Raw genomic sequence first — 24,661 nt, forward strand, 5'->3', positions numbered from 1 at the left:
AAAAAGGACCATGCGCTTACCGCATGGTCCTTTTCGCATTATTTGGTCGTAATCAATACCATTTTCTCATTGCCGTCCCATTTCACTTCACAGCCCAGCGCGGATGCCACGAAACGCAGCGGTACCATCGTGGTGCCCTTCACCATCCGTGGCGCCGAATCCAGCGTGACGGTCTTCCCGTTAACGACCGCTTGCTTGGAGCCCATCTTCAGCTTGATTTGGGTCGAGCCTTTGGAGGAAGATACGCTTTGCGTCTTTTGGTCCCATTTGACCGAAGCATCGAGGGATTCGAAGATCGGACGCATAGGCACCAGAACGCTTCCTCCGACCATCACCGGCGACTGCGCATAGGATTGGAGCTGGCCGTTGATTTTGATGCGGATCGGCGCTTCTCCGATTTCTCTGCCGGATTGGTCATAATATTTCAGCTTCACGCTTTTGACCCGAGTATCGTAATCAATGCGCAAGGTCGTCGTTTCATTGGCGGTCATGAACATGGAGTCCGTATCGGTCCCCAAGGAGCGTCCCTTCGCATCGTACGCCGTCGAGTTCACGGTAATCCGTTGCGACACATCCCCGTTCTCCACGCCGATCGTAACGACAAGCTTGTTGTTGATGGTCGTTCTGCCCTCGGCTATGATTTTAGGCGTCTGGCTGTTGCCTGTCAGGAACACCTTCAGGTCGCTGATGGCTTTGCCGCCTTCCAGCTCGGCCTGGAAATTCGCGATTTCGTTGGATGAAAGATACCCGGACGTCGTGTTGACCTCCAGAACCTTGCCGCTGGCGTTGCTGCCGACAACGATGACGCCGGCCTGCCCGCCTTTATTCCGGTTTTGAATCGAACCGGTAACGATAAGCTTTCCGTTCTCCAGGCGGCTGCCGGATTGCAGCAGCTTCACGGTATCCTCAACCGGATCAACGACCGATACCTTTACGCTCTTGATCAGCTTGGCTGCTTTAAGCTCTACGACGAAGGTGCCGACATCGCTGCTGCCAAAGTAGCTGTCCGCCGATGTCACTTCGACCGCTTTGCCGGAAGCATCATACCCTACGGCGAGCAAACCCACATTGTGCCCGACCGTAGAATTCTGCACGACGCCAGAAACGTTGACCACGCCATTGCCCGTATAGTATCCGGATGCCAGCAGCCGCGCCTGATCACCGGCCGGTCCTGCCGGGAGCACTTCCACCCGCTTGACGCTGCTGCCGCTGTCAAGGTCCACTTCATATGTACCGATTTCGTCGCTCATCATATATTCGGAATCACCGACTGCCTCAAGCGCTTGGCCGTTTGCATCGTAACCGACAACATAGAATCCCGCTTCCGCTCCGGTTCCTCCGTTGCGAATGTCCGCCGTCACGCGCATCTTGCCGTTCACGAGCTCATGAGATGATTCAAGAACCGTAACGTTCTGCGTTGCTTCGGCGCTTGCCGGCATCTGCACGGATCCCAAGGTAAGCGACAACGCCAGGAATCCCGCTCCCCATAGCTTGACGATATGTTTATTCCATCTGCCCAATTCCAATCTCCCCTTGTCCATTATGTTAGTAGATGACACTAATCCAACATTATAGGGAGGATTCTCCAGTAATCATATAGAGGAAAAGCCCTATTTGTATCCCTTTCGTAAACAAGGGTACCGGATGGTCCATACTCCCTACCGCAGCGAACTCGAAATCGGCAAGAAACCTATCTTTGTTCGACCTTTTTTGCAGAACTGCGTAAAAACCCCATGCAATCTTTCATAGTTGAACCTGCACATGCAAAAAGAGATCTGCCGATGGTATCCGGTCAGATCTCTTCGTTCGTCAAAGCTCTAGAAATATTGAGGGCCTTCGCTGAGCCGCTGGTTTAGCTGCTCATATAGCTGGCCTGTCGAAAGCAACTGCTGCTTGAATGCATCGCGGTCTTCCTCTGCCGTGGACTGAACGTTGTTCTCGAATGCTTCGTCCGTGGCATCCACAAAAGCATCATGCATGCTGTTGTCGAACCAGTCCACCTCCATGCTGGCGTTGCTGCGGACAATTTTCACCAGCTCGTAGCCTCCCAATGGGGAAGATGGCGTCAGATAAGCCAGCAACGCGCTTTCCCCTTCCGCTGCAGGATAGACCTCTACCTCTGCGCACGGGGCGCCGTTTACTTCCGTAATCCGGCGGATTTTTGCATCTCTGATTGCATACATCATACATTCTCCTTCATCAAGATGTACTGGGACAGCACGATCCTTCATATTTTCATGTCAAATCGGAGAGCAGCCGCAGCTCTTCCATTTGCTGGCGCGTAGCCGGCGTACCCAATTGATAAATGGTTCGATACACCTTGTCCAAGGAAGATTGAAACAGGGCGTTGGCGCTTTGTTGCGGCGTATCCGGCCAAGGAAACATGTAGCCTGTCGCTTCTTCGTCCTTCTCCTGCATTAAATCCAGCTCAATCCGAACTTGATCGGCCTCTTCGGGCGTTGCTTCGATCTCCCATTCATAAGCGCTCGCTCCCTGCTCGGTCAGCACGGACCGGCTCTGTACGGAAACATAATAGGTTGACTTCTCCATGGACGCATCTCTCCTTCTCTTTGATATTCGTCCTCTTTCTTAGTTTTCGTAAAAGGACAGACATTTTATGCCTTCCTTCGGCATATATCTGTATCACTTTGGCGACGTAGGATTAAAAAGAGTGGACAGCGTATGACAAAGACAAAGAGAGGATGAACCGTCATGTGCGGAATAACCGGTTTTATACAATGGAGCGGCGATTTGACGCAGGACTCGCAGCTGCTGGTAAAAATGACAGAAAGTTTGGCTCACCGCGGACCTGACGGATCCGGCACCTGGATTTCCAACCCGTGCGCATTCGGTCACCGAAGACTTAGCGTGATCGACCCCGAAAATGGCGCTCAGCCGATGATCATTCATCAGGAAGAGGAAGTCTATGCCATTGTATATAACGGGGAATTATATAATGCTGCGGAGCTTAAGGACGAATTGGTACGACGCGGTCATCGTTTCAATACGAAATGCGACACGGAAGTTTTGTTGGTCTCCTATATCGAATGGGGCCCCGAGTGTTTGGAGCGCCTCAATGGAATATTTGCTTTCGCGATTTGGGACAGCGTCCGGGAACAGGTATTTTTGGCTCGGGACCGGGTGGGTGTGAAACCCCTGTTCTACAGCTATATTGACGGAACGCTTGTATTCGGCTCGGAACCGAAAGCGTTGCTGCAGCATCCGAAGGTGGAGCCCGTCGTAGGGGCCGAAGGGCTTGCGGAAGTATTTATTATCGGCCCGGCGCGTACCCCGGGACATGGCGTCTACAAGGACATATCGGAGCTCCGGCCCGGCATGGCCATGATCTTTAACCGGGAAGGCTTGCGCAAGTATACTTATTGGAAGCTGGAAAGCAAGCCCCACGAGGATGATGCCGTCCAAACGGCAAGCTTCCTTCGCGAACTTCTCCGCGACACCGTGGAGCGTCAGCTGGTATCCGACGTACCGGTCTGCTCCCTGTTATCCGGCGGGCTCGATTCCAGCGCGCTTTCCTCGCTGGCCGTCGATTACTACAAGCGGACGGGCCAAGGACAAGTGCATACCTACTCCGTGGATTATGTGGACAACAACAAACACTTTAAGTCCCATTCCTTCCAGCCGGGAGCGGATGCGCCATGGATTAAACGGATGCACGAGGAGCTGGGCACGAACCACCATTGGATCGAATTCGACACGCCCGAACTGGTAGAAGCGCTGGATGTCTCCACGCAAAAACGGGATCTTCCGGGCATGGCCGACGTGGATGCTTCCTTGCTTCTCTTCTGCCGCGAGATTAAAAAAGGCGCAACCGTCGCCATATCCGGTGAAGCCGCTGATGAAATATTCGGCGGTTACCCTTGGTTCCACCGGGAAGAAATGCTCAATTCCGGTACCTTTCCGTGGTCCGTCGCGCCGGATATGAGAGCCGGGCTGCTGTCTGCCGAAATCCGGGACTGGATCAAGCCGCTGGAATACCTCGGAGACCGCTACTCCGATGCGGTAGCCGAAGTGCCTAAGCTGGACGGGGAAACCGGGCAGCAGGCCAAAATGCGGATCATGTCTTACCTCAATATCACCCGCTTCATGCCAACCCTGCTTGACCGCAAGGACCGGATGAGCATGGGCGTCGGACTGGAAGTCCGGGTACCCTATACCGATCACCGCCTCATCGATTACGTGTGGAACATCCCTTGGAGCATCAAAACGACAGGAGACCGGGAGAAGGGCATTCTGCGCAAGGCCCTTGAAGGCGTGCTGCCGGATGACGTCCTGTACCGCAAAAAAAGCCCGTATCCGAAAACCCATAATCCGAACTATCTGGCGGCCGTCAAAGCACAGGTGCTGTCCATTCTGGATGATTCTTCTTCGCCGCTCCTGCCGCTCATCGATACCGCCCGGATCCGGGAGCTGGCATCTTCGCCGGATGCTTCCTCCAATCTGCCTTGGTTCGGCCAATTGATGTCAGGTCCGCAGCTGTTTGCCTACCTGGCCCAGGTTCATTTCTGGCTCAAAGAATATAACGTATCCATCCGTTAAGTCCTTATGGACTGCGACAAATCAAAAAAAACCATACCGGCACATGCCGGTATGGTTTTTTCGCGAATGGTATATCAATTAAGCGCCTGCAGGTCCGCTACAAGCTTTCGCAGCGCTTTTCCCCTGTGGCTGATCTCTTGCTTCTCCTCCAGGGAAAGCTCGGCCATCGTCTTCTCATGGCTTGGCAAATAGAATAGCGGGTCATACCCAAAACCGCCCGCTCCGGCAGGATCCGAAGTGATCCAGCCTTCTACGCTCCCCTCCGCCTCGAGCTTTTCTCCCGAGACCGGATCATACAGCACCAGAACGCAGACGAACCGGGCCGGACTTAGCAGGGGCTGCTCGGTGTCCTCGCCGAGCCTTAACCGTTCGAGCTCGCCGAGCAGCTTCTCGTTATTGTCCTCGTCCGCGCCATGCTCACCCGCATACCTGGCGGAATAAACGCCGGGCGCGCCGTTCAGCGCATCCACGCACAATCCGGAATCATCGGCCAGCACAGGCAATCCCAGTGCGTCGCCGACTTCCTTGGCTTTTTTGAATGCATTGGCTGCAAAGGTTGCTCCATCCTCAACGACATCAGGCAGATCAGGGTAATCGTACATGCTCTTTACATCCGTGCCGAAAGCAGCAAAAGCATGCGCGAATTCCTTGACTTTCCCCTGATTGCGAGTAGCTACAATGAGTGTATCGCCAAGTGTCAGTTTCATGGGATCAGACTCCGGTGCTCGCATTCACGGAACCGATCTTGGCCGCAATCGGGCCAAGCGCCTCCTGCTGACGCTCGATAAGCTCGCGGATCCCCTGTTCTCCCAGCTCCAGGATCTGATCCAGCTCCTCGCGGGAAAACGGGCTCTCTTCGCCGGTTCCCTGAACCTCAACGAATTTGCCGCTTCCGGTCATGACCAGGTTCATGTCCACCTTCGCCTTGGAATCCTCTTCATAGTTCAGATCCAGCAGCGCCTGTCCGCCGGCAATGCCCACGCTAATGGATGCCAGGTAGTCCGTGATCGGGAATACCGCTAACTTATGTTGTTCTGCAATTTTATTTACCGCTATGGCTAAAGCCACAAATGCTCCTGTAATGGAGGTGGTCCGCGTTCCGCCATCCGCCTGGATTACATCGCAGTCCAGCGTAATCGTCCGCTCGCCAAGAGCATGCAGATTCACAACAGACCTGAGCGCTCTGCCGATCAGCCGCTGAATTTCCATCGTCCGGCCACTGAGTTTACCGCGATTGGCTTCCCGTTGGTTGCGGGATTGTGTTGCGCGCGGCAGCATTGAATATTCAGCCGTCACCCAGCCCTTTCCTTGTCCTTTCAGAAACGGGGGAACTTTCTCGTCCACGGTTGCCGTAATCAGCACCTTGGTGTCCCCCATCTCGATGTACACGGAGCCTTCCGCATATTTATTCACATGGGTCGATAAATTCATCGGTCGGAGCTCATCGCTCTTACGTCCGTTAGATCTCATGTTTTCTGCCTCCTACTTCTTATCGCAATCCTGATTAGCATTCCCTATTCTACCAAAGTGCAGGCACAAAAGCACCTTTTGCGGGGGAAATTCCCCAAAGATGGCGGAGAATCGGTCAGATCGAGATTTCGTTGATGAACTCCGGACGGCTGACGGGCTCGCTATAATTTCGGCTATCCGTTCCAACCACCTCCGTGAGGTCGTTCATCCGGATTTTCACTTTGGCATCATCCGCATTCTCGGCTACGGTAAGCACGACGGCCTGCAGCAGCTCGGTCGGAACCTGCTCTCCCTGTTCAAACATGCTGTCCTGAAGCGATACGGTTACGGCTCCGTCCTCCCCTTTTTCAACCGCCGCAACCGTGGTGTCATCCGGGATGACCTCAACCAGTCCGTCGCCATACTGCGGTCCGCGAATCAGCTCGTTTAAGGCCGCCTTCACCGCGTCTTGTCCGGTTGGAACAAGTCTTGTGACCGGCACGTAGTACTGAATGCCTTCCGGCGTCACCGATGAGAAATAGACCGTGACCGGTGAAGAGTTCGTGTACAAGGCATCATCCGCTTTTTGAAGATTGATTCCCATCGAACGTGAAAGCGGACGGTCCAGCGGCGTGTGATTGACCGGCATTTCCGTCAGTTTGACGCCGTCCACCCATACCTGCATCTGCTCGATGCCTTCATGTCCTGTCAGCGTCCACGTCAACGCCTCCAGGATTCTCCGTTCATCTGCCGCTTTATATTCCGCAAACGATTTATTGAATTCGACGACCGCCAATTTGCTCTCCGGATCGACTGTTACGTTATGGACCTGCGTACCGGCAGGCAATACCGCCTGGAAGCCCTGCGGAACATAGCCCGCGTAACGGCCTCCGTTCACCAGCACTTCAAGGGATTCCTTCACCACGCTGGCGCCCTCCACCTTCGGAATGCCCAAGGTTACAGGTGCCAGCATCCCCCGTGCATCCGCAAGATATACCGTTGTCTGCATGCCGATGTCTCCTTGAGCCGCCGTGGATCCGGCCGTGTTCAGCATCTGCTTCTCCACTTGCGCAGGCGGCGGGTCAATCGCTTCCGATTGCTTCCCGGATAACATGCCGCAGCCGGACATCACGATCGGAACAGCAAGCAGCCCGGCGGCGGAAAGCCTGCGAAGAGTACGTTGATTACGTTTCATGTATTGTTCCTCCCTAACATTTTTTTGTACAGGTTGTACTCCTATGTATACGAGCCCTTTCCAAAAAAATAACTCTCAGTTTTGCCCTTTCTGGACAAAGGGGTGCGGAAAAAGTACAATCGTCGTAAGCATCTTCATCAACCACGAAAATGAGGTGAGTTCCATCATGGCAGAAAACGATTCAAACATTCCATACAGCCTGAACAGCAAGAAGGTAGCGGAAGCGACACGGAGCCTGCTGCATAAGCGTGGAATCAAGTTGGAGGAAATCGCGGAGCTGGTGATGATCCTTCAGAAAAAATACTACCCGAATTTGACGATGGAAGAGTGCATCGAGAATGTGGATGCCGTACTCAGCAAACGTGAAGTGCAAAACGCGGTGTTAACCGGGATTCAATTGGACATTTTGGCCGAGGAAGGCAACCTTATATCCCCGCTTCAAGAAATGCTCGCCAATGACGAAGGGTTATACGGCGTGGATGAAGTCCTGGCATTTTCCATCGTTAACGTGTACGGAAGCATCGGCTTCACCAATTACGGGTATATCGACAAACTCAAACCCGGCATTCTTGAGCAATTGAATGATAAATCAAGCGGCCGTGTACATACCTTTCTCGACGACATCGTCGGCGCGGTAGCCGCCGCCGCCAGCAGCCGGATCGCCCATCGCAAGCAAGCCGACCGGGAGATCGAGCTGTACGGTACGACCGAAGAGCTTCCAAAAGAATAAACCACTTCAAAAAGGGAGATTCGCTCAGCATGCGAATCTCCCTTTTCCTGCCTGCCGGAAGAGTGAGGCTTATCCGCAACCGCAACCTGCCATTTTCGAACCGACGGGCTGATTTCAAAGAATCATAGACGATAGCAGGTAGAAACGAAGCCGGGATTCGGACCCGAAAGCTGAGTTTCTTCCTTTATAAGAAGACTGATCACCGCATGAAAAATCGGGCGGCCCCTTCACATCGGTAAATCTGTCTAGTCATTTTTACGAGTCTCGATCCTATGTTATGTTGAAGAACCACCCAGCACTTATGGAAAGCCCCGCCATTTCTATGACGGGGTTCTTTTTATGAGCATCGAATTCGTAGACTATCCCTTCAGTCCAACCTTCACAGGCGAAACATTCCAGATGTCGGATGCATAGCGGTGAATCGTATTATCGCTCGAGAAATGTCCCGAGTGCGCGATATTGACAATCGACTTCTCGGTCCAGGACCGGGCATTCAAATAAGCATCATCCATGGCCGACTGGGTTGCGACATAACTGGCAAAGTCCTCTAACACAAAAAACTCGTCATTATGATCCAGCAGGGACTGCAGGATCTGCCCGAACTCCAGCTCGTGGCAGCAGAACGGGCCTGAGGAAATCAACTGATTCAGCACGCGGGCGATTCTCGGGTCCTGCTCATACCGCTCCCTGGATACATAAGATCCCGTCCTGTAATGCTCTAACACGTCCTCCAGCTCCAATCCGAAGAGGAACATATTCTCTCTGCCGAGCAGCTCGAACATCTCCACGTTAGCCCCATCCAGCGTTCCGATGGTCAACGCGCCGTTCATCATGAACTTCATGTTTCCCGTGCCGGAGGCTTCCTTGCCGGCCGTGGAAATCTGCTCGCTTACATCGGCTGCCGGAATAATCTTCTCCGCGAGTGAGACCGAATAATTTTCAAGAAACAGCACCTGCAGTTTGTCATTGACCTGCGGATCCTTATTCACGACATCCGCAACGACGTTAATGAGTTTGATGATGCTTTTGGCCAGATAGTAGCCCGGCGCTGCTTTGGCGCCAAAAATAACGGTACGGGGAACGCGATCCATGCCCGGCTGATCCTTAATCTCGTTATACACATGCATGACGCGTAAAATATTCAGCAATTGCCGCTTATAGCCGTGCAGCCGCTTCACGTGCACATCGAATATGGAATCGGGATTGACCGCGATCCCTTGTTTATTTGCGATATAATCGGCAAGCCGCTCTTTATTGCTCCGTTTGATCCGCTGAATGCCCTGCTGGAAGGCGGAGTCGTTCTTCAGTCCCTTAAGCTGAATTAACTGACGCGGATCCGTTATCCATGAATCGCCGATACCATCGCAGATCCATTGACTCAGGCCGGGGTTGCTGTGCATCAGCCAGCGCCGATGGGTAATCCCGTTCGTTTTGTTGCTGAAACGCTCCGGATACAGCTCATAGAAGGGTTTCATGACCTGCGTCTTCAGCAGCTCCGTGTGCAGTGCGGCCACGCCGTTCACGTGATAGCTGCCCACAATCGCCAAATTGGCCATGCGGATCTGGTCGCTTTCCAAGATGGCGAGCTGCGAGATGCGCTCATGATCGCCAGGATAACGGTCCAGCAGCATGCCGCAGAAGCGCTTGTTGATCTCTTCGATGATCATGTAAATGCGCGGCAGCAGCTCACGGACCATGCCGGCAGGCCATTTCTCCAACGCTTCGCTAAGCAGTGTATGGTTCGTATACGATACGGTCCGGCTCGTAATGTCCCACGCCTCATCCCAGCCGAAGCCCTTGTCGTCGATCAGAATTCGCATCAGCTCCGGAATCACCAAGGTCGGGTGGGTATCATTGATATGAATCGCAACATGTTCGGGAAGCTCATGATAAGCCTTGCCCAGCTTGTCGAACGTTCTGAGAATGCTCTGAACGCCGGCCGAACAGAGGAAGTACTGCTGCTTGAGTCGAAGGAGCTTGCCTTCGTATGCCGAATCATCCGGGTACAAAAACTCCGATATCGATTCGACCGAACGGTTGTATTCCAAAAATTTATAATAGCTGTTATGATGATGGGCCGAACGGATTCTGGATATATCCGAGGCGGACTCGGCGCTCCACAGCCGCAGCGTGTTCACTTGTCCCTCGCCGTAACCGATGACCGGCACGTCATAAGGCACGGCCAGGACCCGTTCGTAGTCCGCCGTGCGAAACACGGTCCTCCCCTCCTGCACGTCCACCTCCACGCGGCCCCAGAAGCGAACTTCCACCGCCTTGTCTGCCCGACGTTCTTCCCAGACGTTCCCCCGCTGGAGCCAGTTGTCGGGCAGCTCCACTTGATGTCCGTCGATGATCTTCTGTTCGAACAGACCGTACTTATACCGGATGCCGCAGCCATGGCCTGCATAGCTAAGCGATGCCAACGAATCGAGAAAACACGCCGCAAGGCGTCCGAGCCCCCCGTTGCCGAGGCCCGCGTCCGGTTCCTGCTCCTCGATCTCATTCAAATTCCAGCCCAGTTCCAGAAGGCCGCTGCGGACCATATCCAGCACGCCCAGGTTCAGCAGATTGTTGCCCATCAGCCGGCCAATCAAAAATTCAAGCGAGAAATAATACACCTGTTTCTGCCCGGTATCCCGGTATATCCGGTTGGCATCGGCCCATTCCCGTCCGACATATTCCCGGATCATGCCGCCGATGATTTTGTATACATCCTCAGCCGTTGCTTCCTCAAGTCCCTTCCCCAACCGACTCACCAATTGCTCCGTAAAGACCTGCTTGAATGTTTCCTTGTTGTTAAACAAAAGAAAGTTCCTCCTGACGGATCGTTTTATTTTAGAATCAGATCGAAATGTCCTTGGCAATGACAAAAGGTTTGCGGAAATCGCCTTGGAGCTTATGATCGCGAGAGATGATCACATCTTTATCGAGTATGACGTTCTCGAGCCTGACGTTTTCGCCAATGACGCATTTTTGCATAATGATGGAGTTATGGATGCTTGCGCCCCGCTTCACCTGTACCCCGCGAAACAGAATGCTGTTCTTCACTTCCCCGTCGATCTGGCAGCCGTTGGCAACCAGCGCATTGCTTACATCGGCCGAATTCAGGTATTTGGCGGGAACCTCGTACTTGATCTTGGTGTGGACCGCCTGCTTGCGGAACAAGCTGTTATACGCCTTCGGATTCAGGAGGTTCATGCTCGTACGGTAATAGCTTTCCAGCGAGTTGATCACCGCGTGATATCCGAGATATTCATATCCCGCAATGTTCAGCTTGTGCCGGTTTTGCATGATCGCGTCCCGAAAAAAGTTGTTGCCGCCATGGGCGATGCAATGATCGGCCATCTCGAGAAAGCGCGATTTCTCCATCACGAACATCTCCATGTATACCGCATCATGCTTGTGTTCATAATGAATGTCCGTGACCATGCCGTCCTCGTCAACTTCCAGGCGGGCGCAGGAACGATGCTCCTCCCTCGGTGCATTCACTCTTGTATAAACGAGCGTAACGTCGGCGCCTTGCTCCAGATGGTACTCGTACACCTCGTTCAAATCCACCGTGCTGATGTGCTGGCTGCCGGAATGCACGATAAACTTCGCCGCCCCCCGCTCAAAAAAATCGAGATTGTTATAAATATGCCGCAGTTCGCCGGCGGACACATCCGTTTCATCGTTCCAATCCGGCGGAAGTATGAACAAGCCGCCCCGTTTGCGATGCATATCCCACGGCCGGCCCTCGCCCAGATGATCCATCAAGGAGCGGTATTTCCTGCGAACGAACAGGGCGATATCCTCAATGCCCGCGTGCATCATATTGGACATTACAAAGTCGATCAGACGGTATCTTCCCGCGAAAGGGACGGCGGCCCCGCACCGGTAATACGTCAATTCACTCAGCACATCCCGTTCATGCTCCAAATTTATAATACCCATGAGTTCTCTCATCTGCGCACCCGTCCTAACCTTGATTATTGTGGGACGAAGACGATTGAAGCAGCTTCAGGACGTCTTCATCATGACCGCTTACAAGCACAATCTGGGATGGATCTTCCGGCGGCGGACCGATCCGGGCATGATCTTGAATGACCATGTCCTCGGTCACAATCGCCCGGTGTATGCGAACATGGCTGCCGATGCGTACCTTGGGCATGATGACGGAATCGGTAATGACGCTGCCTTCCCCCACCTCCACGCCATAAAAGAGGACCGAATGCTCGACCTCGCCGCACACGGTGCAGCCTTCGTTGATCATGCTGTTCCGGACGATGCCGTTCGGAGAAATATACTCTGCCGGCTGATTCGGATTTCGGGTGTAAATCCGCCACAGCGGATCGTTCAGATCCAGCTTGGGCTGCTCGCTCAGCAGATCCATATTGGCTTCCCACAAGCTCTCGATGGTGCCGACGTCCTTCCAGTACCCTTCGAACGGATAAGCATACAGCGTTTTGCCGTCCGCGAGCATCCTCGGCAGAATGTCGTTGCCGAAATCATGGCTCGTATCCGGAAGGTCCGCATTCTGCAGTAAATAAGAACGCAGCAGCTTCCAGCGAAACAGATAAACGCCCATGGAAGCCGTTGTGCTCTTCGGATGCGCCGGCTTCTCCTCGAACTCGAAAATCCGGTAGTTCTCATCCGTGTTCACCATGCCGAACCGTTTCGCTTCGTCCAGGCTTACTTCGATGACGGAGATGGTGCAATCGGCATCTTTCTCCTTGTGGTAAGCCAGCATGCGGTCGTAATCCATCTTATAGATGTGATCACCCGACAGTATCAAAACGTGCTCGGGATCGTACTGGTCGATAAACTTGAGATTCCGGAAGATTGCATCCGCCGTCCCGCGGTACCAGGTCGTCCCGTCCTCGCGTTCATGCGGCGGGAGCACGAAAACGCCCCCATTCAGCCGATCCATATCCCAATCGCTTCCTACGCCGATGTAGGAATGCAGAACCAAAGGCTCATACTGGGTGAGTACCCCGACCGTGTCGATTCCCGAATGGGAGCAGTTACTCAGCGGAAAATCAATGATCCGGTATGTACCCCCAAAATAAACGGCCGGTTTGGCCAGCGTCTTGGTCAGGCCCTTCAGCCGTTTGCCTTGACCTCCTGCGAGCAGCATCGCGACTACTTCCTTTTTCTTCATGACAGATTCTCCTTTGAGGGGCTTAATGAGATACGAATCCTATAACATGAAAATTGCAGAGTGAACCAAGGGAACGCTTCGATACGAAAAATGGCGGGTGGATATCATGGTGATCAGTGTTAAAAAAAAGCGCTTGAGGGAATGCCTTGCCAAACAGCAAAGGTACATCAACTATATGCGGGGTAGAGAGAAACTCTGACTCGAATGAGGGAAGGCCCCCCATCTTAGGTATCACCTGCCTTCTCTTCTCTAAAAAAGGCTGTGGCGACACTTGCCAAGCATCCTAATCGCGGCCGTTACGCCAGCAGCCTAAGGGCCACTTCAAAATAACGGATGCTCCATTATGTAGCCTTCTGAATCTATTAAACAAAAAACCGCCCTTTCTACGCATGATGGAAGCAACGTACAATTAGACGGTTTTATTCATGTCTTGATTATATCAGGAATGCGGCGGTTTCCGTACAGAAAAATAGCACATTCCGTCCCCGGTTTCGATCATCGCGGCGTCTCCGCGCCGGGCCAGCTCGGCGAGATGCGCCAGCGCTTCGCACATGGCAAAGCGCAGCTGGTGAATGCCGAGCTTATCGCCGAAGAGGGCGGTGCAGACCTCGTAGGCGGTGAGCCTTCCGGCGCTCAGCATGCCGGCGGCGATGGTGGCCAGGCGCTCCTCGTGATGGAGGAGGAGCGCATCGATCCGTTCACGGAAATGCGTGAACGGGTGGCGGTGTCCGGGATACGCCGTCCGGACATGCAGTTGCTGCAGGCGGCGCAGACCTGCAAGGAAGAGCGCCAGCGGCTCGGCGTCGCTGCCGGGCACCAGGCTCACGTTGGGCGAGATTTGCGGCAGCACGGCATCGCCGCATAACAGGACGCCGCTGTCCGCATGGAAGAACGACAGATGCCCCGGCGCATGGCCGGCCGTTTGCACCGGCATCCAGATCCGGTTCCCCATCCGGAACGGCAGGTCCTCCCCGATGAACGAGATCTCCGGCTGCGGCGTGACTTGGGGAAAGAAGCTGTTCAAATGCTCCGGCAGCAGGGCAAGCTTGGTTTCCGGCATGCCATGCTGCCGGAAGAACGCGGGGAGCGCGCGATCCATCGAGGAATCCGCACCCCACATCAGCATCGCTTCCCAATGCGCCCGCTCTGACATCCACACCTTCGCGCCAGAGCGCTCCTGAAACCACCCGGCAAGCCCATAGTGGTCCGGATGATGATGGGTCAGCACGACGGAGACGATGTCGCTGAAATCCATCTCCAGCTGCTCCATCGCCCCCAGCCATTCCCGCTCCGAGGAAGCCGTGCGCGGCCCCGGATCGATAACGGTCACCCCGTCATCTCCCCGCAGCACATAGCTGTTCACCCATCGTAACGGGTTGGACAGTGCAATTTTTACCTGACTGAGCTGATGCTCTTCTATATAATGAATATCCGGGCTGGAGCCCTTCTCTTCCTGATTCATCGTAGATGCAACCTCCGTCCGCAGTATGACTTATTATCCGACTCCTTCATCATAAGCTTGTAAGCGGGATATGTATAGAAGGCTGGATGGTTTGTTTGCTCGCCTTGCCAAAGTGTCGGTTTTACGGAAAGGCAAGGTGTCAGCGGTAGTAGCAATGTTAGTGCAAGGATTCAATGATCGATGTGAGCGGGTTACTATGTCTCATTAAAGGACGCTGCGCGTACGTATGATTCCTCCAATCGCTGTTGCCCTCGGATTTTTCTTACTGTATATATCTATTGTAAAAATCCGATGGCAAAGGCGACCGCTCCGCTGCTTCGTGCTTGTTCATCATAAGGCGTTATCCATCTGGACGGCTCCTTATGGCTTATTAGCAAATGAACCATCTTCATTAAACGAAAAAGCATCCCCCTAACGTCATACAACCTTGGGGATGCCTTCTCCATTTACGGAAACTGTAGGTTCTCTTGAGCTAGCTGCGTATGCTCCATTATCGATCCTGTAAGTCGTTCTTATAGGCTTGAAAGATGTGCACCCTCTCTTTTCGATTCACGAAGTCCCTCTCAGGAAATTGCACGTTCAACAACTTCATGACCTTCCAGGTTCATCCTTCTCATCATCTCCAGCTTCATGAATCCTCGTCTCTTACTTAGAGGCCCTATGGCATTCACCTCAGCTGACGGGCTGCCTCCTCGCGTGAACGCTGGACCGCTTCCTCGGCAGGCAGACTGATCTTGATTCCATCCTCGCCCATCCATTCAACCTCCCCCGAAGCCGCACCGCGCCCGACGATGATGCGCAGCGGAGCGCCCGCAAGGTCGGCATCCTTAAACTTGACCCCGGCCCGTTCGTCCCGGTCGTCCAAAAGAGGCTCAAGACCAGCACCGCTCAGCTCGCGGTAGATGCGCTCGGCCAATTGCATCTGGGTCTCATCCTTCACTGCAACCGGGATGATGTGGACCTTGAACGGAGCGACGGACATCGGCCAGACCAAACGTCCATCCGAAACTCGCTGTTCGGCAATGGCCGCCATGACGCGGGAAACGCCGATACCGTAGCATCCCATGATCAGAGGTTTTTCCCGGCCGTCGGCATCCAGGTACTTGCCGTTCATGGCGTCACTATATTTGGTTCCCAGCTTAAAAACATGCCCGAGCTCAATCCCGCGATGAAACTGCAGCGGTGCTCCACAGCGCGGGCAAGGCTCTCCTTCCGCCACATTCCGGAAATCGCCGACGTAATCCAGCGCGAAATCAAGTCCCGGGCGGACCCCCTTCAGATGGGTGTCCTCCTGATTGGCACCGGTAATGCCCTCCGCCATGGCCGCCACTTCATGATCGACCATGATCTTTAGTTGTAAGCCGACCGGTCCCGCAAACCCGACAGGTGCCCCTGTCGCCTGTTTGACCTCTTCGGCACTCGCCATTTCCGCAGCTTCTGCTCCCAAGTAGGACTTCACCTTGGTCTCGTTCGCTTCCCTGTCGCCGCGGACAAGCACCGCAACCAGTTCACCGTCCACGCGGTAAATCAGCGTCTTCATCAATTGCTCCGCACCGAGCTGGAGGAAATCCGTCAGTTCCTGAATGCTCTTCACTCCAGGAGTTAATATGCGCTCCATAGCTGAGCTGCCGCCGGTTTTTACGGAATCCCGCATGGCATCAGGCTCTCCCGGAGCAGCAGACTCCGCACGTTCCAAATTCGCCGCATAACGGCAATCGCTGCAGGATACAACGGTATCCTCCCCTATGTCGGCCAGTGCCATGAACTCATGGGTCTCCCCTTGTCCGCCAATCGCCCCGGCATCGGCTTCCACCGCCCGGAACATCAGACCGCAGCGGCTAAAGATTCGCTCATACGCGTCATACATGTTCCGGTAGGAGGCGTCCAGTCCCTCCCAGTCCCGATCGAAGGAATATGCGTCCTTCATCAGGAACTCCCGGCCTCGGAGCAGGCCAAAACGAGGGCGTCGCTCATCCCGGTATTTGCTCTGAATCTGGTACAGATTGACCGGCAGCTTCCGATACGAGGAAATCTCCTGGCGTACGATGGACGTAATCACTTCTTCATGGGTTGGTCCAAGCACGAATTCACGGTCATGGCGGTCATGGAGCCTGATCAGCTCTGCGCCGTATACGTCGTATCTGCCCGATTCCTTCCACAGCTCGGCGGGCTGGACAGCGGGCATGAGAAGCTCCTGCCCGCCTGCAACGTCCATTTCCTGCCGGATGATCGCTTCGATCTTCCGCAAGACCCGCCAGCCCAGCGGCAGGTACGAATAGATTCCTGCCGCCGTTTGACGGATATATCCGCCGCGGAGCATCCATTGATGGCTCAGTGCTTCCGCCTCGGACGGCACATCGCGCATCGTGGTCATCAATAATTGGCTTTGCCGCATCTTCCTCATACTCCTTCTTCTACTATCCATGAACTAGCACCTGCCGTACGCAAAAAAAAGCACATTCGCCTCCTAGGGACGAATGTGCTCGTGGTACCACCCTGATTCCATCTTGCAGACCGCCTGGACGCTCCTAGCAACATGCTTCATGCGGCGGTAACGGGCCAGACCGGCGCCGCTTGGTTACGGCGGGCAACTACAAGGTAGGAAGAATGCAGCCTGGCGGGGAGAAGCCTTTCAGCCGGGGGCTTCCTCTCTGTCTCGCCGAATCTTGCATTCTCATGTCCTTGATGATGGTTATTCACGGAATTTTATTTTCCAATACATTACAGCCGTACGGCCGGAATGTCAAGTCTCCATAGGACTGGATGTTCTAATGAGCGATATGGTCCAGCACCTGCTGCAAAATCCCGATAACATGCTCATCTTCATACGTGTAATAATATATGTTTCCGTCCCTGCGGTATTTGACCAGTCTCAAACTGCGAAGATAGCCAAGCTGGTGGGATACCGCCGACTGACTCATGCCAAGCACCTCGGCAATATGACCGACAGGGCATTCTTCCTGTGAGAGCAAATGAAGAATCCGGATCCGCGTCGGATCCGAAATGGCCTTCAGGAGTCGTGACGCTTCCATGGCCTGGTCTTCGTGCAGCAGCTCATGGTGTTCTTTTTCCATAAACTTATCCCCTCTTCTCCATAATGGCTTGAACGATTTCGCGGGCATCCCGTGAAACTCCTGCCAGCAGCGCGGAGCCTCGATGCGTCTGCCAAGGCAAACCTACATAATACAGCCCCTTCACCGGACTGATGCCGCGTGCATGAATAAGTGCCTTCTTGCGATCCAACGCCTGCTCTATATGAAGCCAATCATAGCCGGCAGCAAAGCCGGTAGCCCAGACGATGTTCCGGACCTTGAGCGCCGTCCCATCCTCAAATCGCATGCCGGAAGCGCCGGCACCAACGGCTCTCGTTTTCAACACCACTTTACCGCACTTGACCGCTTGTTTCAATTCATATCCGAAAATCGGGTCCCCCCGGCCCCTCAGCTTGCGTCCCACCCAGGAGGAACTGCTGGCTGAGAGAACGCCGAGCTTGTCCAGCCACCAGAACATCCCCTTTCCCCAAAGAGTCATTGGCAAATACCGCGGCGGCGGCCCAAGCGCCAAATATGTCTCCCGGTCCCCGGACAATTCCACCGCGATTTGGGCCCCGCTGTTTCCGCCGCCAACGACAAGCACATCGCCCTCTTGAAGCTGGGAAGGCCTCTTGTACTCGGACGAGTGCAGCTGGAGAACATCCCCCGGAACAGATGCTGCAAACGCAGGTATTCTAGGCTGCTGAAACGGTCCGGTTGCAATAATAACCGCCTTGGTTTGGAAGCTTTTTCGATCGGTATCGACGATAAACATTCCACCTTCCTTGCGGACCGATGTTACATTCGTTGCGAACTGAATGGGCAGCCTAAACCGTGCTGCATAGGATTTCAAATAGGAAGCCACTTCATCTTTATACGGGAACCCGTGCGGATCCCCCTCAAAAGCCATCCCATACAGCGCGCTATGCGTTCTGGGCGTGAACAATTTCAGGGAATCATACCGTGTCTTCCAAACCTCCCCCGCCTCCGATCCCCGATCCAGCATCAGAAACTTCATCCCCGCCTGCTGCAGCCAATAACCGGATGCCAATCCCGCCTGTCCCGCTCCGATAACGATAACATCCCAAATCATATAAGAATCCCCCTTATTTATATGAATAATTGCTCATATATACATATTAAAAGCATCTTGCTTCCCTTACAAGCATAAAATGGAAGTACCAAGGAAAGCGGCCTGGGGACCATCCGCATGAAAATGGAATAAATATCTGATGAATCCAGTTGACAATACACGCATTCGGTCATACTATAGGCATAAAGTTGCTTCAAGGAAACAATATATGCTCGGCCCAATTTATTAGGGAGAGGTTAAACTTTATGGATGAGACAAAACATCGGCAACATCTGCATCAGGCAGCTATCGGAGAACGATTTTTGATAGAACAGGTGGATATCCGCGGCGAACATAAACGGCGGCTTCTGGACCTCGGTTTCGTTCCGGGTTCCGTCATCGAAGTGCTGAAGGCCAGTCCGCTCGGAGATCCTACCTCTTATAGAGTAGCAGGCACCGTCATTGCGTTAAGAAAAGAAGAGAGTCAGTTGATTTGGGGGAAGGTGATCTCATCATGAGAACGTATACCGTCGCGCTGGCGGGCAACCCAAACACGGGAAAAAGCACGCTTTTCAATGCCCTCACCGGCTTGAAGCAGCATACCGGCAACTGGTCCGGCAAAACGGTCAGTCTCGCGAGCGGCCATTACGAATACAAAGATGCCCGGTTCCAGTTCATCGATCTGCCCGGGACGTACTCCTTGTTCTCCAACTCGGCCGATGAAGAAGTGGCTCGCGATTATATTATTTTCGAAAAACCGGACGTCACCCTTCTGGTCCTGGATGCAACCGCACTGGAGCGCAGCCTTAACCTTGCCCTTCAAGTGCTGGAAATGACCGACCGCGTCATCGTTTGCCTGAATCTGATGGACGAAGCGAAGAAAAAGGGAATTCAGGTCAACGCGCGCAAGCTGGCGGATCAGCTCGGCGTTCCCGTCATTCCCATATCGGCCAGAAACAACGAGGGGCTGGACGTATTGTCCGAACAGCTGCTGCTGATGTCCACCGGACAGACTCCGACTAAGCCCTACCGGATGAAATACAACGAACAGCTGGAGGCGCAAATTTCGGGATTAGAGTCCCAATTACGAGACATTGTCGGAGACGAATATCCGGCCAGATGGCTGGCCATCCGCTTTCTCGACGGAGACCGCAAGCTGATTGCGACGTTGAAAGAGAGATTAAAGGCCGCGGATAAAGGAGGGATTTCACTTGGAACAGCTAAAGCGCTTGGAAGCTCTAACAGCGGCCATTCCTTCTGATCAGGTTGAGGATGTCCGGGAAGACATCGTGGGCGAATTATTCAAAAAATCCCGGGAGCTGTGCAGCGACGCCGTCACCGTGACCAACCGGGAGCTGCTGTACCGTTCCGAACGGCTGGACCGTATCTTCACCTCCAAGCTGTGGGGATTCCCGATCATGCTGGCCATGCTCGGCGTTATTTTTTACTTGACGATCGCCGGGGCAAACGTGCCCTCTTCCATGCTGGCCAGTTTCTTTGGCTGGGTTGAAGGATACCTGACCCTGGCTTTTCAGGCCATCCATGCTCCCGACTGGCTCCATGGCGTGCTGATACTCGGGTTGTTCCGGGGAACCGCCTGGGTTGTCAGCGTGATGCTGCCACCCATGGCCATCTTCTTCCCGGCCTTCGCGCTGCTCGAGAACTACGGCTATTTGCCGCGGGTCGCCTTTAACTTAGACCGACTATTCAAAAAAACGGGAGCGCACGGCAAGCAGTCTCTCACCATGGCGATGGGATTCGGCTGTAATGCGGCCGCCATTATGTCGACCCGGATTATCGAATCGCCGCGGGAGCGGATGCTGGCCATTCTGACCAACAACTTCGTGCCCTGCAACGGCCGTTGGCCGACCTTGATCCTGCTGGCCTCCTTGTTCATGGCGGCAGGGTTTTCGGGAGGAGCCCAGACGTTCGTGACCGCCTCCGTTGTCATGGGCATGGTGCTGATCGGCGTCGTTGTCACGCTTACGGTGTCATGGGGATTATCAAAGACGGCATTGAAAGGCGTCCCTTCCCACTACACGCTGGAGCTGCCGCCATACCGCAAACCGAAAATCCTGAATACCATACTGCGGTCTACGCTCGACAAAACGATTTATGTCCTGCGCAGAGCTATCATCGTCGCAGCGCCCGCAGGCGTGCTGACCTGGATTTTGGCCAATATCTACGTCGGGGATTCCAGCATCCTCATTCACTTTGTAAGCTTTCTTGATCCGTTTGCACGTGCGCTCGGACTTGACGGCTTCATTCTGATGGCCTTTATCATCGGGCTTCCCGCGAACGAGATCGTGCTGCCGATCCTGCTGATGGGATACTTGGCAACCGGCTCCCTGACGGAGGTGGAGGATATGTTTGCCCTCAAGCAAATCTTCCTGGACCAAGGCTGGACCTGGCTGACCGCACTGAACATGATGCTGTTCTCGCTGCTCCATTACCCCTGCGGAACCACGCTCGTCAACATCTGGAAGGAAACGAAAAGCGCGAAGTGGACGTTCCTGTCCTTTGCCATTCCGACGGCCATCGCCATCGGCGTGACCTTCCTGGTCGCCCAGGCGGCGCGGGCATTGGGATGGGTTTAAACGACAGGCTGCAGCAGGCAAAGGTTAGTTTCATCATATATGGGGCATCCGCAAGGTTAATCCAACCTTGGGATGCCTTTTTTATGGCAAGCGGCCCTGCAAGCCAATCATTATGCAATAGAAAACGAGCCGCTCCAAGAAATCCCTTGGAACGGCTCGATTTTTTTATCCAACGATGAGTTCTATGAAATTTAACCTTTAACAGAACCCGCCGCAATGCCCTCCACGATACGATCGCTGAGAAAAAGGAACATCAGCAGGATCGGCAAAATGCTGATCATCAGGGTTGCGCCGATAGCGCCCCAATCGGTCGTGTACTGACCGATAAAGTTCTGGACGCCGACGGTCAGCGTCTTGAACATATCCGAGCTGATGAACGTGTTCACGAAGATAAATTCGTTCCAGTTATAAATCATGTTAATGATGGCTGTCGTCGCCAGCACCGAGCCCGTCATCGGAAGCACGATCCGGAAGAAGACCCGGTGAACCGAACAGCCGTCCATGACCGCCGCCTCTTCCACTTCCTTCGGCAGCGTGTAATAGAATCCGAGCAGAATCATGATCGTGATCGGCATATTGAAAGCCACGTACGACAATATCAATGAAATCGGATGATCGGTCAAACCAACCTTGTTAAAAATGCTGAACAGCGGGATCAAGGTGGAGTGAACCGGAATCATCATGGCCACCATAAACAACCCGAGCACGAAAGAGCTGCCCTTCCATTTCATTCTCGTAATCGCGAAGGTGACGAGACTTCCCAGAATGACCGTAAGCGCAGTCGCAACAACGGTGATCCACACGCTGTTCAGAAAATAAACGCTGATGTTGCCGGCACTCCATACCTTCTCGTAATTTTCCCAGCGCGGATTCATCGGAAGGGACAGAGGCGGAAGATCGAATACTTCCTGATTGTTTTTCAAAGAGAACAGCAGCAGCCATACGAGCGGGAACAGCTGGAATACGGCTACGCCGATCAGCACGATGTACAACAGCGCGTACCCAATCTTGCCTCCCGCTCCGTTTCCGGAACGGGCGCGCCCTTCTTGGAGCTGTCCTGTGGCTCCAGATATCATGAAGCATCCCTCCTTATGAATATTGGATCGTTTCTTTCGATGCCGTTAATTTCCGAATGACCCACGTTACGATCAGACAGATCACAAGCAGGAAGAACCCGATCGCGCTGCCGTAACCGAAATCATAAGCGCGGAAAGCCGTATGATACATGTAGGACGCCATGACTTCACTCGCGCCGTTAGGCCCCCCGTCCGTCATGACGAAGATGAGGTCGAAGTATTTCAAGGAACCTACCACCGCCAGCACGATCGTCACCTTGATTACTTCCATGATGAGCGGAAGCTTGATTCGGAACGCAATTTGGAAGGAGGTTGCCCCATCGATTTTAGCTGCTTCAACCAGCGAAGCCGGAATATTCTTCAAGGCTGCATAATAGATCAAGATATAAAAACCGGCATATTGCCACAATATCGGAATAAACAATGCAAATAATACAAGCGACGGCTCGGCAAGCCATGCGGGCGGGTTCGTGATCCCGATGGACTCCAGGAAGCTGTTCACGATCCCGTTCGTCGGGTGATAGATGCGCAGCCAAAGCTGCGCGATGGCAACGGAGGACAGCAGCATCGGAATGAGATAGATTTTGCGGAACAGGTTGGCGCCTTTGATCTTGGAGGCCAGCACCATCGCCACGGCCAGGTAAATCATCAGGCTTGCAGCCGAGAATACGGCTAACAGCAAGGAGTGCCACGCACTGTCCCAGAACTTGCCGTCCGAGAGCAGGGCCTGGTAATTATCCAGCCCGATAAAGGTCATCGCACCGATCCCGTTCCATTCGTTCAGTCCGTAATAGGCGGTGAGCATGATCGGAATATACACGACAGCCATGATCACAAGCAGTGCAGGCAGAACATACAGCGCGATGATTTTTTTGTTGGACATCACTTTATCCAAAGTGTCCGACTCCTTTCTTCCTATGGTCTTGAGGAAAGATTTATCCGGCATCGCTGCCGGATAAATCGCATCCTGTTTCATCGTTGTCCGAAGTCTTAGTTCCCTTTGGAAATCGCTGCGTCATGCTCTTCGGAGAATTTATCCGGTGTGACGGCTTTGCCGAAGAGCGCTTGGATCATGTTCAGATGCGTTTCGGCGGCATTCGCCTGCATTTGAACATCCGCAAACAAGGTAATGCTGCTAGCTTTGTTCATTTCATCGAACAGATCGATGTACAACTGTGGAAGCTCAAGCGCCGAGGTATCCACCTTGGTTGCCGGGATGACGCCGGCACCCGTTACCGACTGCTCGCCCCACTTGGTCACGAAATACTCCACGAATTTCTTGGACTCTTCCTTCACCTTCGAGTTTTCCCCGATGAACAAACCGACGCCCGGTCCGCCTACCCAGCTGTTAATATCGCCCTTGCCGCCTTCGACGGTTGGGAATTTGAAGAATCCAACGCTGTCGCGGAATTCTTGCGGAATCTCTTCATTCGTCGTGAAGTTCGGCAGTTCCCAGGTACCCATCATGTACATGGCCGCTTTGCCGTTCAGGAATTCCGATTTCGCTTCCTCGTTGGACAAGCCGTTGAAGCCTTTGACAAACGCGTTGCCATCGACCAGCGATTGAACTTCGGCGGCTGCCTTGACAAGCGATTCGTCCTTAAAGGAGCCAGAGCCGCTGATTGCACCGGCTAGCTTTTCTTGTCCGCCGATCCGGTCTGCCAGGTACATGTACCAGAGCGAACCGGTCCAGCGATCCTTGTTGCCGAGCGCGATCGGAGCAATTCCGTTATCGGACAGCGTTTTCACGACCGTCTTGAATTCTTCGTAGGTTTGCGGAATCTCCAGGTTGTGTTGTTCGAATATCGCCTTGTTATAGTAAACCGGAGCGATATTGAACTCGAGTGGAAGCGCATACGTTTTGCCGTCAATCGCATAAGCCTCGGTCGTGCCCGCCACGAACTTGTCGTTCAGCTGTCCGTCCAGCAAATCGTCGACCGGTGCAAACAGGTTTCCTTCAACGTACGGCTTTAGGAATCCGGCTGCCCAGGTCACGCCTACGTCCGGAAGCTCGTTCGATGCGGAAAGCACCTTCAGTTTGTTTTTGTATTGCTCATTATCCAGAACTTCCTGTTTGATGGTCACGTTCGGATTCTCTTTTTGATATTCTTCGATGATCTGATTCACGATTTTGTTCTGTCCCGCGGAGACGCCCGCCGGCCACAAGTGCATGAAGTTTACCGTAACCTTATCGCCTTCGCTGCCGCCGCTGCCCGATTCTCCCGTGCTGCTGCTGTTCGATCCGCAGCCGGCTGCAACCAGAGCGAGACACAATGTCAAAAGCAGAACCGTCCATTTTTTATTGAACACGTTTACAACCCCTTTTCTAGTATGCTGTTCGCGTAATGAAA

The 24,661-nt window shown here is 53.7% G+C and carries 22 protein-coding genes; 6 read left to right on the plus strand and 16 right to left on the minus strand.

Annotated features, from left to right (window positions below; all coding sequences use genetic code 11):
- Positions 1-38: 38 nt before the first annotated feature.
- The 3 genes from BMX45_RS15680 to BMX45_RS15690 all read right to left on the minus strand — a co-directional run bounded on the left by BMX45_RS15680 (position 39) and on the right by BMX45_RS15690 (position 2,550).
- A complete protein-coding gene (locus tag BMX45_RS15680; protein ID WP_090910464.1) occupies positions 39-1,520 on the minus strand; it encodes a copper amine oxidase N-terminal domain-containing protein in 1,482 nt (493 codons plus the stop codon).
- Positions 1,521-1,817: 297 nt separating this feature from the next.
- Complete coding sequence (locus BMX45_RS15685) at positions 1,818-2,183, minus strand: hypothetical protein (protein ID WP_036662602.1); 366 nt, start codon at positions 2,181-2,183, stop codon at positions 1,818-1,820.
- A 52-nt stretch (positions 2,184-2,235) separates the two neighbouring features.
- Entirely contained in the window at positions 2,236-2,550 is a 315-nt protein-coding gene (locus tag BMX45_RS15690; RefSeq protein ID WP_090910465.1) for a hypothetical protein, read from the minus strand.
- A 162-nt stretch (positions 2,551-2,712) separates the two neighbouring features.
- Between BMX45_RS15690 and asnB the strand changes: the two genes are divergently transcribed.
- Positions 2,713-4,557 carry an asparagine synthase (glutamine-hydrolyzing) gene (gene asnB, locus BMX45_RS15695; RefSeq protein WP_090910466.1) on the plus strand — a complete coding sequence of 615 codons (1,845 nt, stop codon included), beginning with the start codon at positions 2,713-2,715 and terminating at the stop codon, positions 4,555-4,557.
- 74 nt (positions 4,558-4,631) lie between these two features.
- Here asnB and BMX45_RS15700 read toward each other — a convergent pair whose 3' ends face one another.
- The 3 genes from BMX45_RS15700 to BMX45_RS15710 form a co-directional block, all read right to left on the minus strand.
- Positions 4,632-5,264 carry an XTP/dITP diphosphatase gene (locus BMX45_RS15700; protein WP_090910467.1) on the minus strand — a complete coding sequence of 211 codons (633 nt, stop codon included), beginning with the start codon at positions 5,262-5,264 and terminating at the stop codon, positions 4,632-4,634.
- Positions 5,265-5,268: 4 nt separating this feature from the next.
- Complete coding sequence (gene rph / locus BMX45_RS15705; RefSeq protein ID WP_015733982.1) at positions 5,269-6,027, minus strand: ribonuclease PH; 759 nt, start codon at positions 6,025-6,027, stop codon at positions 5,269-5,271.
- A 115-nt stretch (positions 6,028-6,142) separates the two neighbouring features.
- Entirely contained in the window at positions 6,143-7,201 is a 1,059-nt protein-coding gene (locus BMX45_RS15710) for a GerMN domain-containing protein (RefSeq protein ID WP_036662599.1), read from the minus strand.
- 166 nt (positions 7,202-7,367) lie between these two features.
- Between BMX45_RS15710 and BMX45_RS15715 the strand changes: the two genes are divergently transcribed.
- A complete protein-coding gene (locus BMX45_RS15715) occupies positions 7,368-7,931 on the plus strand; it encodes a phosphatidylglycerophosphatase A family protein (RefSeq protein ID WP_015733980.1) in 564 nt (187 codons plus the stop codon).
- Positions 7,932-8,290: 359 nt separating this feature from the next.
- Here BMX45_RS15715 and BMX45_RS15720 read toward each other — a convergent pair whose 3' ends face one another.
- The 7 genes from BMX45_RS15720 to BMX45_RS15750 all read right to left on the minus strand — a co-directional run bounded on the left by BMX45_RS15720 (position 8,291) and on the right by BMX45_RS15750 (position 18,655).
- Positions 8,291-10,735, minus strand: coding sequence for a glycogen/starch/alpha-glucan phosphorylase (locus BMX45_RS15720; RefSeq protein ID WP_090910468.1), 2,445 nt, complete (start codon positions 10,733-10,735; stop codon positions 8,291-8,293).
- A gap of 37 nt (positions 10,736-10,772) precedes the next feature.
- Positions 10,773-11,876: a glucose-1-phosphate adenylyltransferase subunit GlgD gene (gene glgD / locus BMX45_RS15725; RefSeq protein ID WP_090910469.1), complete on the minus strand. Its 1,104-nt coding sequence runs from the start codon at positions 11,874-11,876 to the stop codon at positions 10,773-10,775.
- A gap of 13 nt (positions 11,877-11,889) precedes the next feature.
- Entirely contained in the window at positions 11,890-13,071 is a 1,182-nt protein-coding gene (locus tag BMX45_RS15730) for a glucose-1-phosphate adenylyltransferase (RefSeq protein ID WP_090910470.1), read from the minus strand.
- Between the two features lie 439 nt (positions 13,072-13,510).
- Positions 13,511-14,533 carry an MBL fold metallo-hydrolase gene (locus BMX45_RS15735; RefSeq protein ID WP_090910471.1) on the minus strand — a complete coding sequence of 341 codons (1,023 nt, stop codon included), beginning with the start codon at positions 14,531-14,533 and terminating at the stop codon, positions 13,511-13,513.
- Positions 14,534-15,200: 667 nt separating this feature from the next.
- The gene (locus BMX45_RS15740; protein ID WP_090910472.1) at positions 15,201-16,928 is read right to left on the minus strand and encodes a proline--tRNA ligase; all 1,728 of its coding nucleotides are present in this window, start codon (positions 16,926-16,928) and stop codon (positions 15,201-15,203) included.
- A 373-nt stretch (positions 16,929-17,301) separates the two neighbouring features.
- A complete protein-coding gene (locus BMX45_RS15745; protein ID WP_009591630.1) occupies positions 17,302-17,607 on the minus strand; it encodes an ArsR/SmtB family transcription factor in 306 nt (101 codons plus the stop codon).
- A 4-nt stretch (positions 17,608-17,611) separates the two neighbouring features.
- Positions 17,612-18,655: a flavin-containing monooxygenase gene (locus BMX45_RS15750; RefSeq protein WP_254778114.1), complete on the minus strand. Its 1,044-nt coding sequence runs from the start codon at positions 18,653-18,655 to the stop codon at positions 17,612-17,614.
- Positions 18,656-18,903: 248 nt separating this feature from the next.
- Between BMX45_RS15750 and BMX45_RS15755 the strand changes: the two genes are divergently transcribed.
- The 4 genes from BMX45_RS15755 to BMX45_RS32135 all read left to right on the plus strand — a co-directional run bounded on the left by BMX45_RS15755 (position 18,904) and on the right by BMX45_RS32135 (position 21,429).
- On the plus strand, positions 18,904-19,155 hold the full coding sequence (locus BMX45_RS15755) for a FeoA family protein (RefSeq protein ID WP_090910474.1): 252 nt from the start codon (positions 18,904-18,906) through the stop codon (positions 19,153-19,155).
- Positions 19,152-19,898, plus strand: a complete 747-nt coding sequence (locus tag BMX45_RS15760; protein WP_090910475.1) for a FeoB small GTPase domain-containing protein — start codon at positions 19,152-19,154, stop codon at positions 19,896-19,898. The genes BMX45_RS15755 and BMX45_RS15760 overlap by 4 nt, the downstream gene beginning before the upstream one ends.
- The gene (locus BMX45_RS15765) at positions 19,867-21,234 is read left to right on the plus strand and encodes a nucleoside recognition domain-containing protein (RefSeq protein ID WP_090910778.1); all 1,368 of its coding nucleotides are present in this window, start codon (positions 19,867-19,869) and stop codon (positions 21,232-21,234) included. The genes BMX45_RS15760 and BMX45_RS15765 overlap by 32 nt, the downstream gene beginning before the upstream one ends.
- Before the next feature lie 72 nt (positions 21,235-21,306).
- Positions 21,307-21,429 (plus strand): hypothetical protein, encoded by a 123-nt coding sequence (locus BMX45_RS32135; protein WP_302847912.1) that lies wholly within the window; start codon positions 21,307-21,309, stop codon positions 21,427-21,429.
- Here BMX45_RS32135 and BMX45_RS15770 read toward each other — a convergent pair.
- From BMX45_RS15770 to BMX45_RS15780, 3 genes are all read right to left on the minus strand, one after another.
- Positions 21,426-22,310, minus strand: a complete 885-nt coding sequence (locus tag BMX45_RS15770) for a carbohydrate ABC transporter permease (protein ID WP_090910476.1) — start codon at positions 22,308-22,310, stop codon at positions 21,426-21,428. The genes BMX45_RS32135 and BMX45_RS15770 overlap by 4 nt on opposite strands.
- A 13-nt stretch (positions 22,311-22,323) precedes the next feature.
- Positions 22,324-23,205: a carbohydrate ABC transporter permease gene (locus BMX45_RS15775; RefSeq protein ID WP_090910779.1), complete on the minus strand. Its 882-nt coding sequence runs from the start codon at positions 23,203-23,205 to the stop codon at positions 22,324-22,326.
- 95 nt (positions 23,206-23,300) lie between these two features.
- Positions 23,301-24,620 carry an extracellular solute-binding protein gene (locus BMX45_RS15780; RefSeq protein WP_090910477.1) on the minus strand — a complete coding sequence of 440 codons (1,320 nt, stop codon included), beginning with the start codon at positions 24,618-24,620 and terminating at the stop codon, positions 23,301-23,303.
- Positions 24,621-24,661: the final 41 nt, after the last annotated feature.

The sequence above is a fragment of the Paenibacillus sp. cl141a genome (assembly GCF_900109305.1).
Lineage (GTDB): Bacteria > Bacillota > Bacilli > Paenibacillales > Paenibacillaceae > Paenibacillus_AQ > Paenibacillus_AQ lautus_A.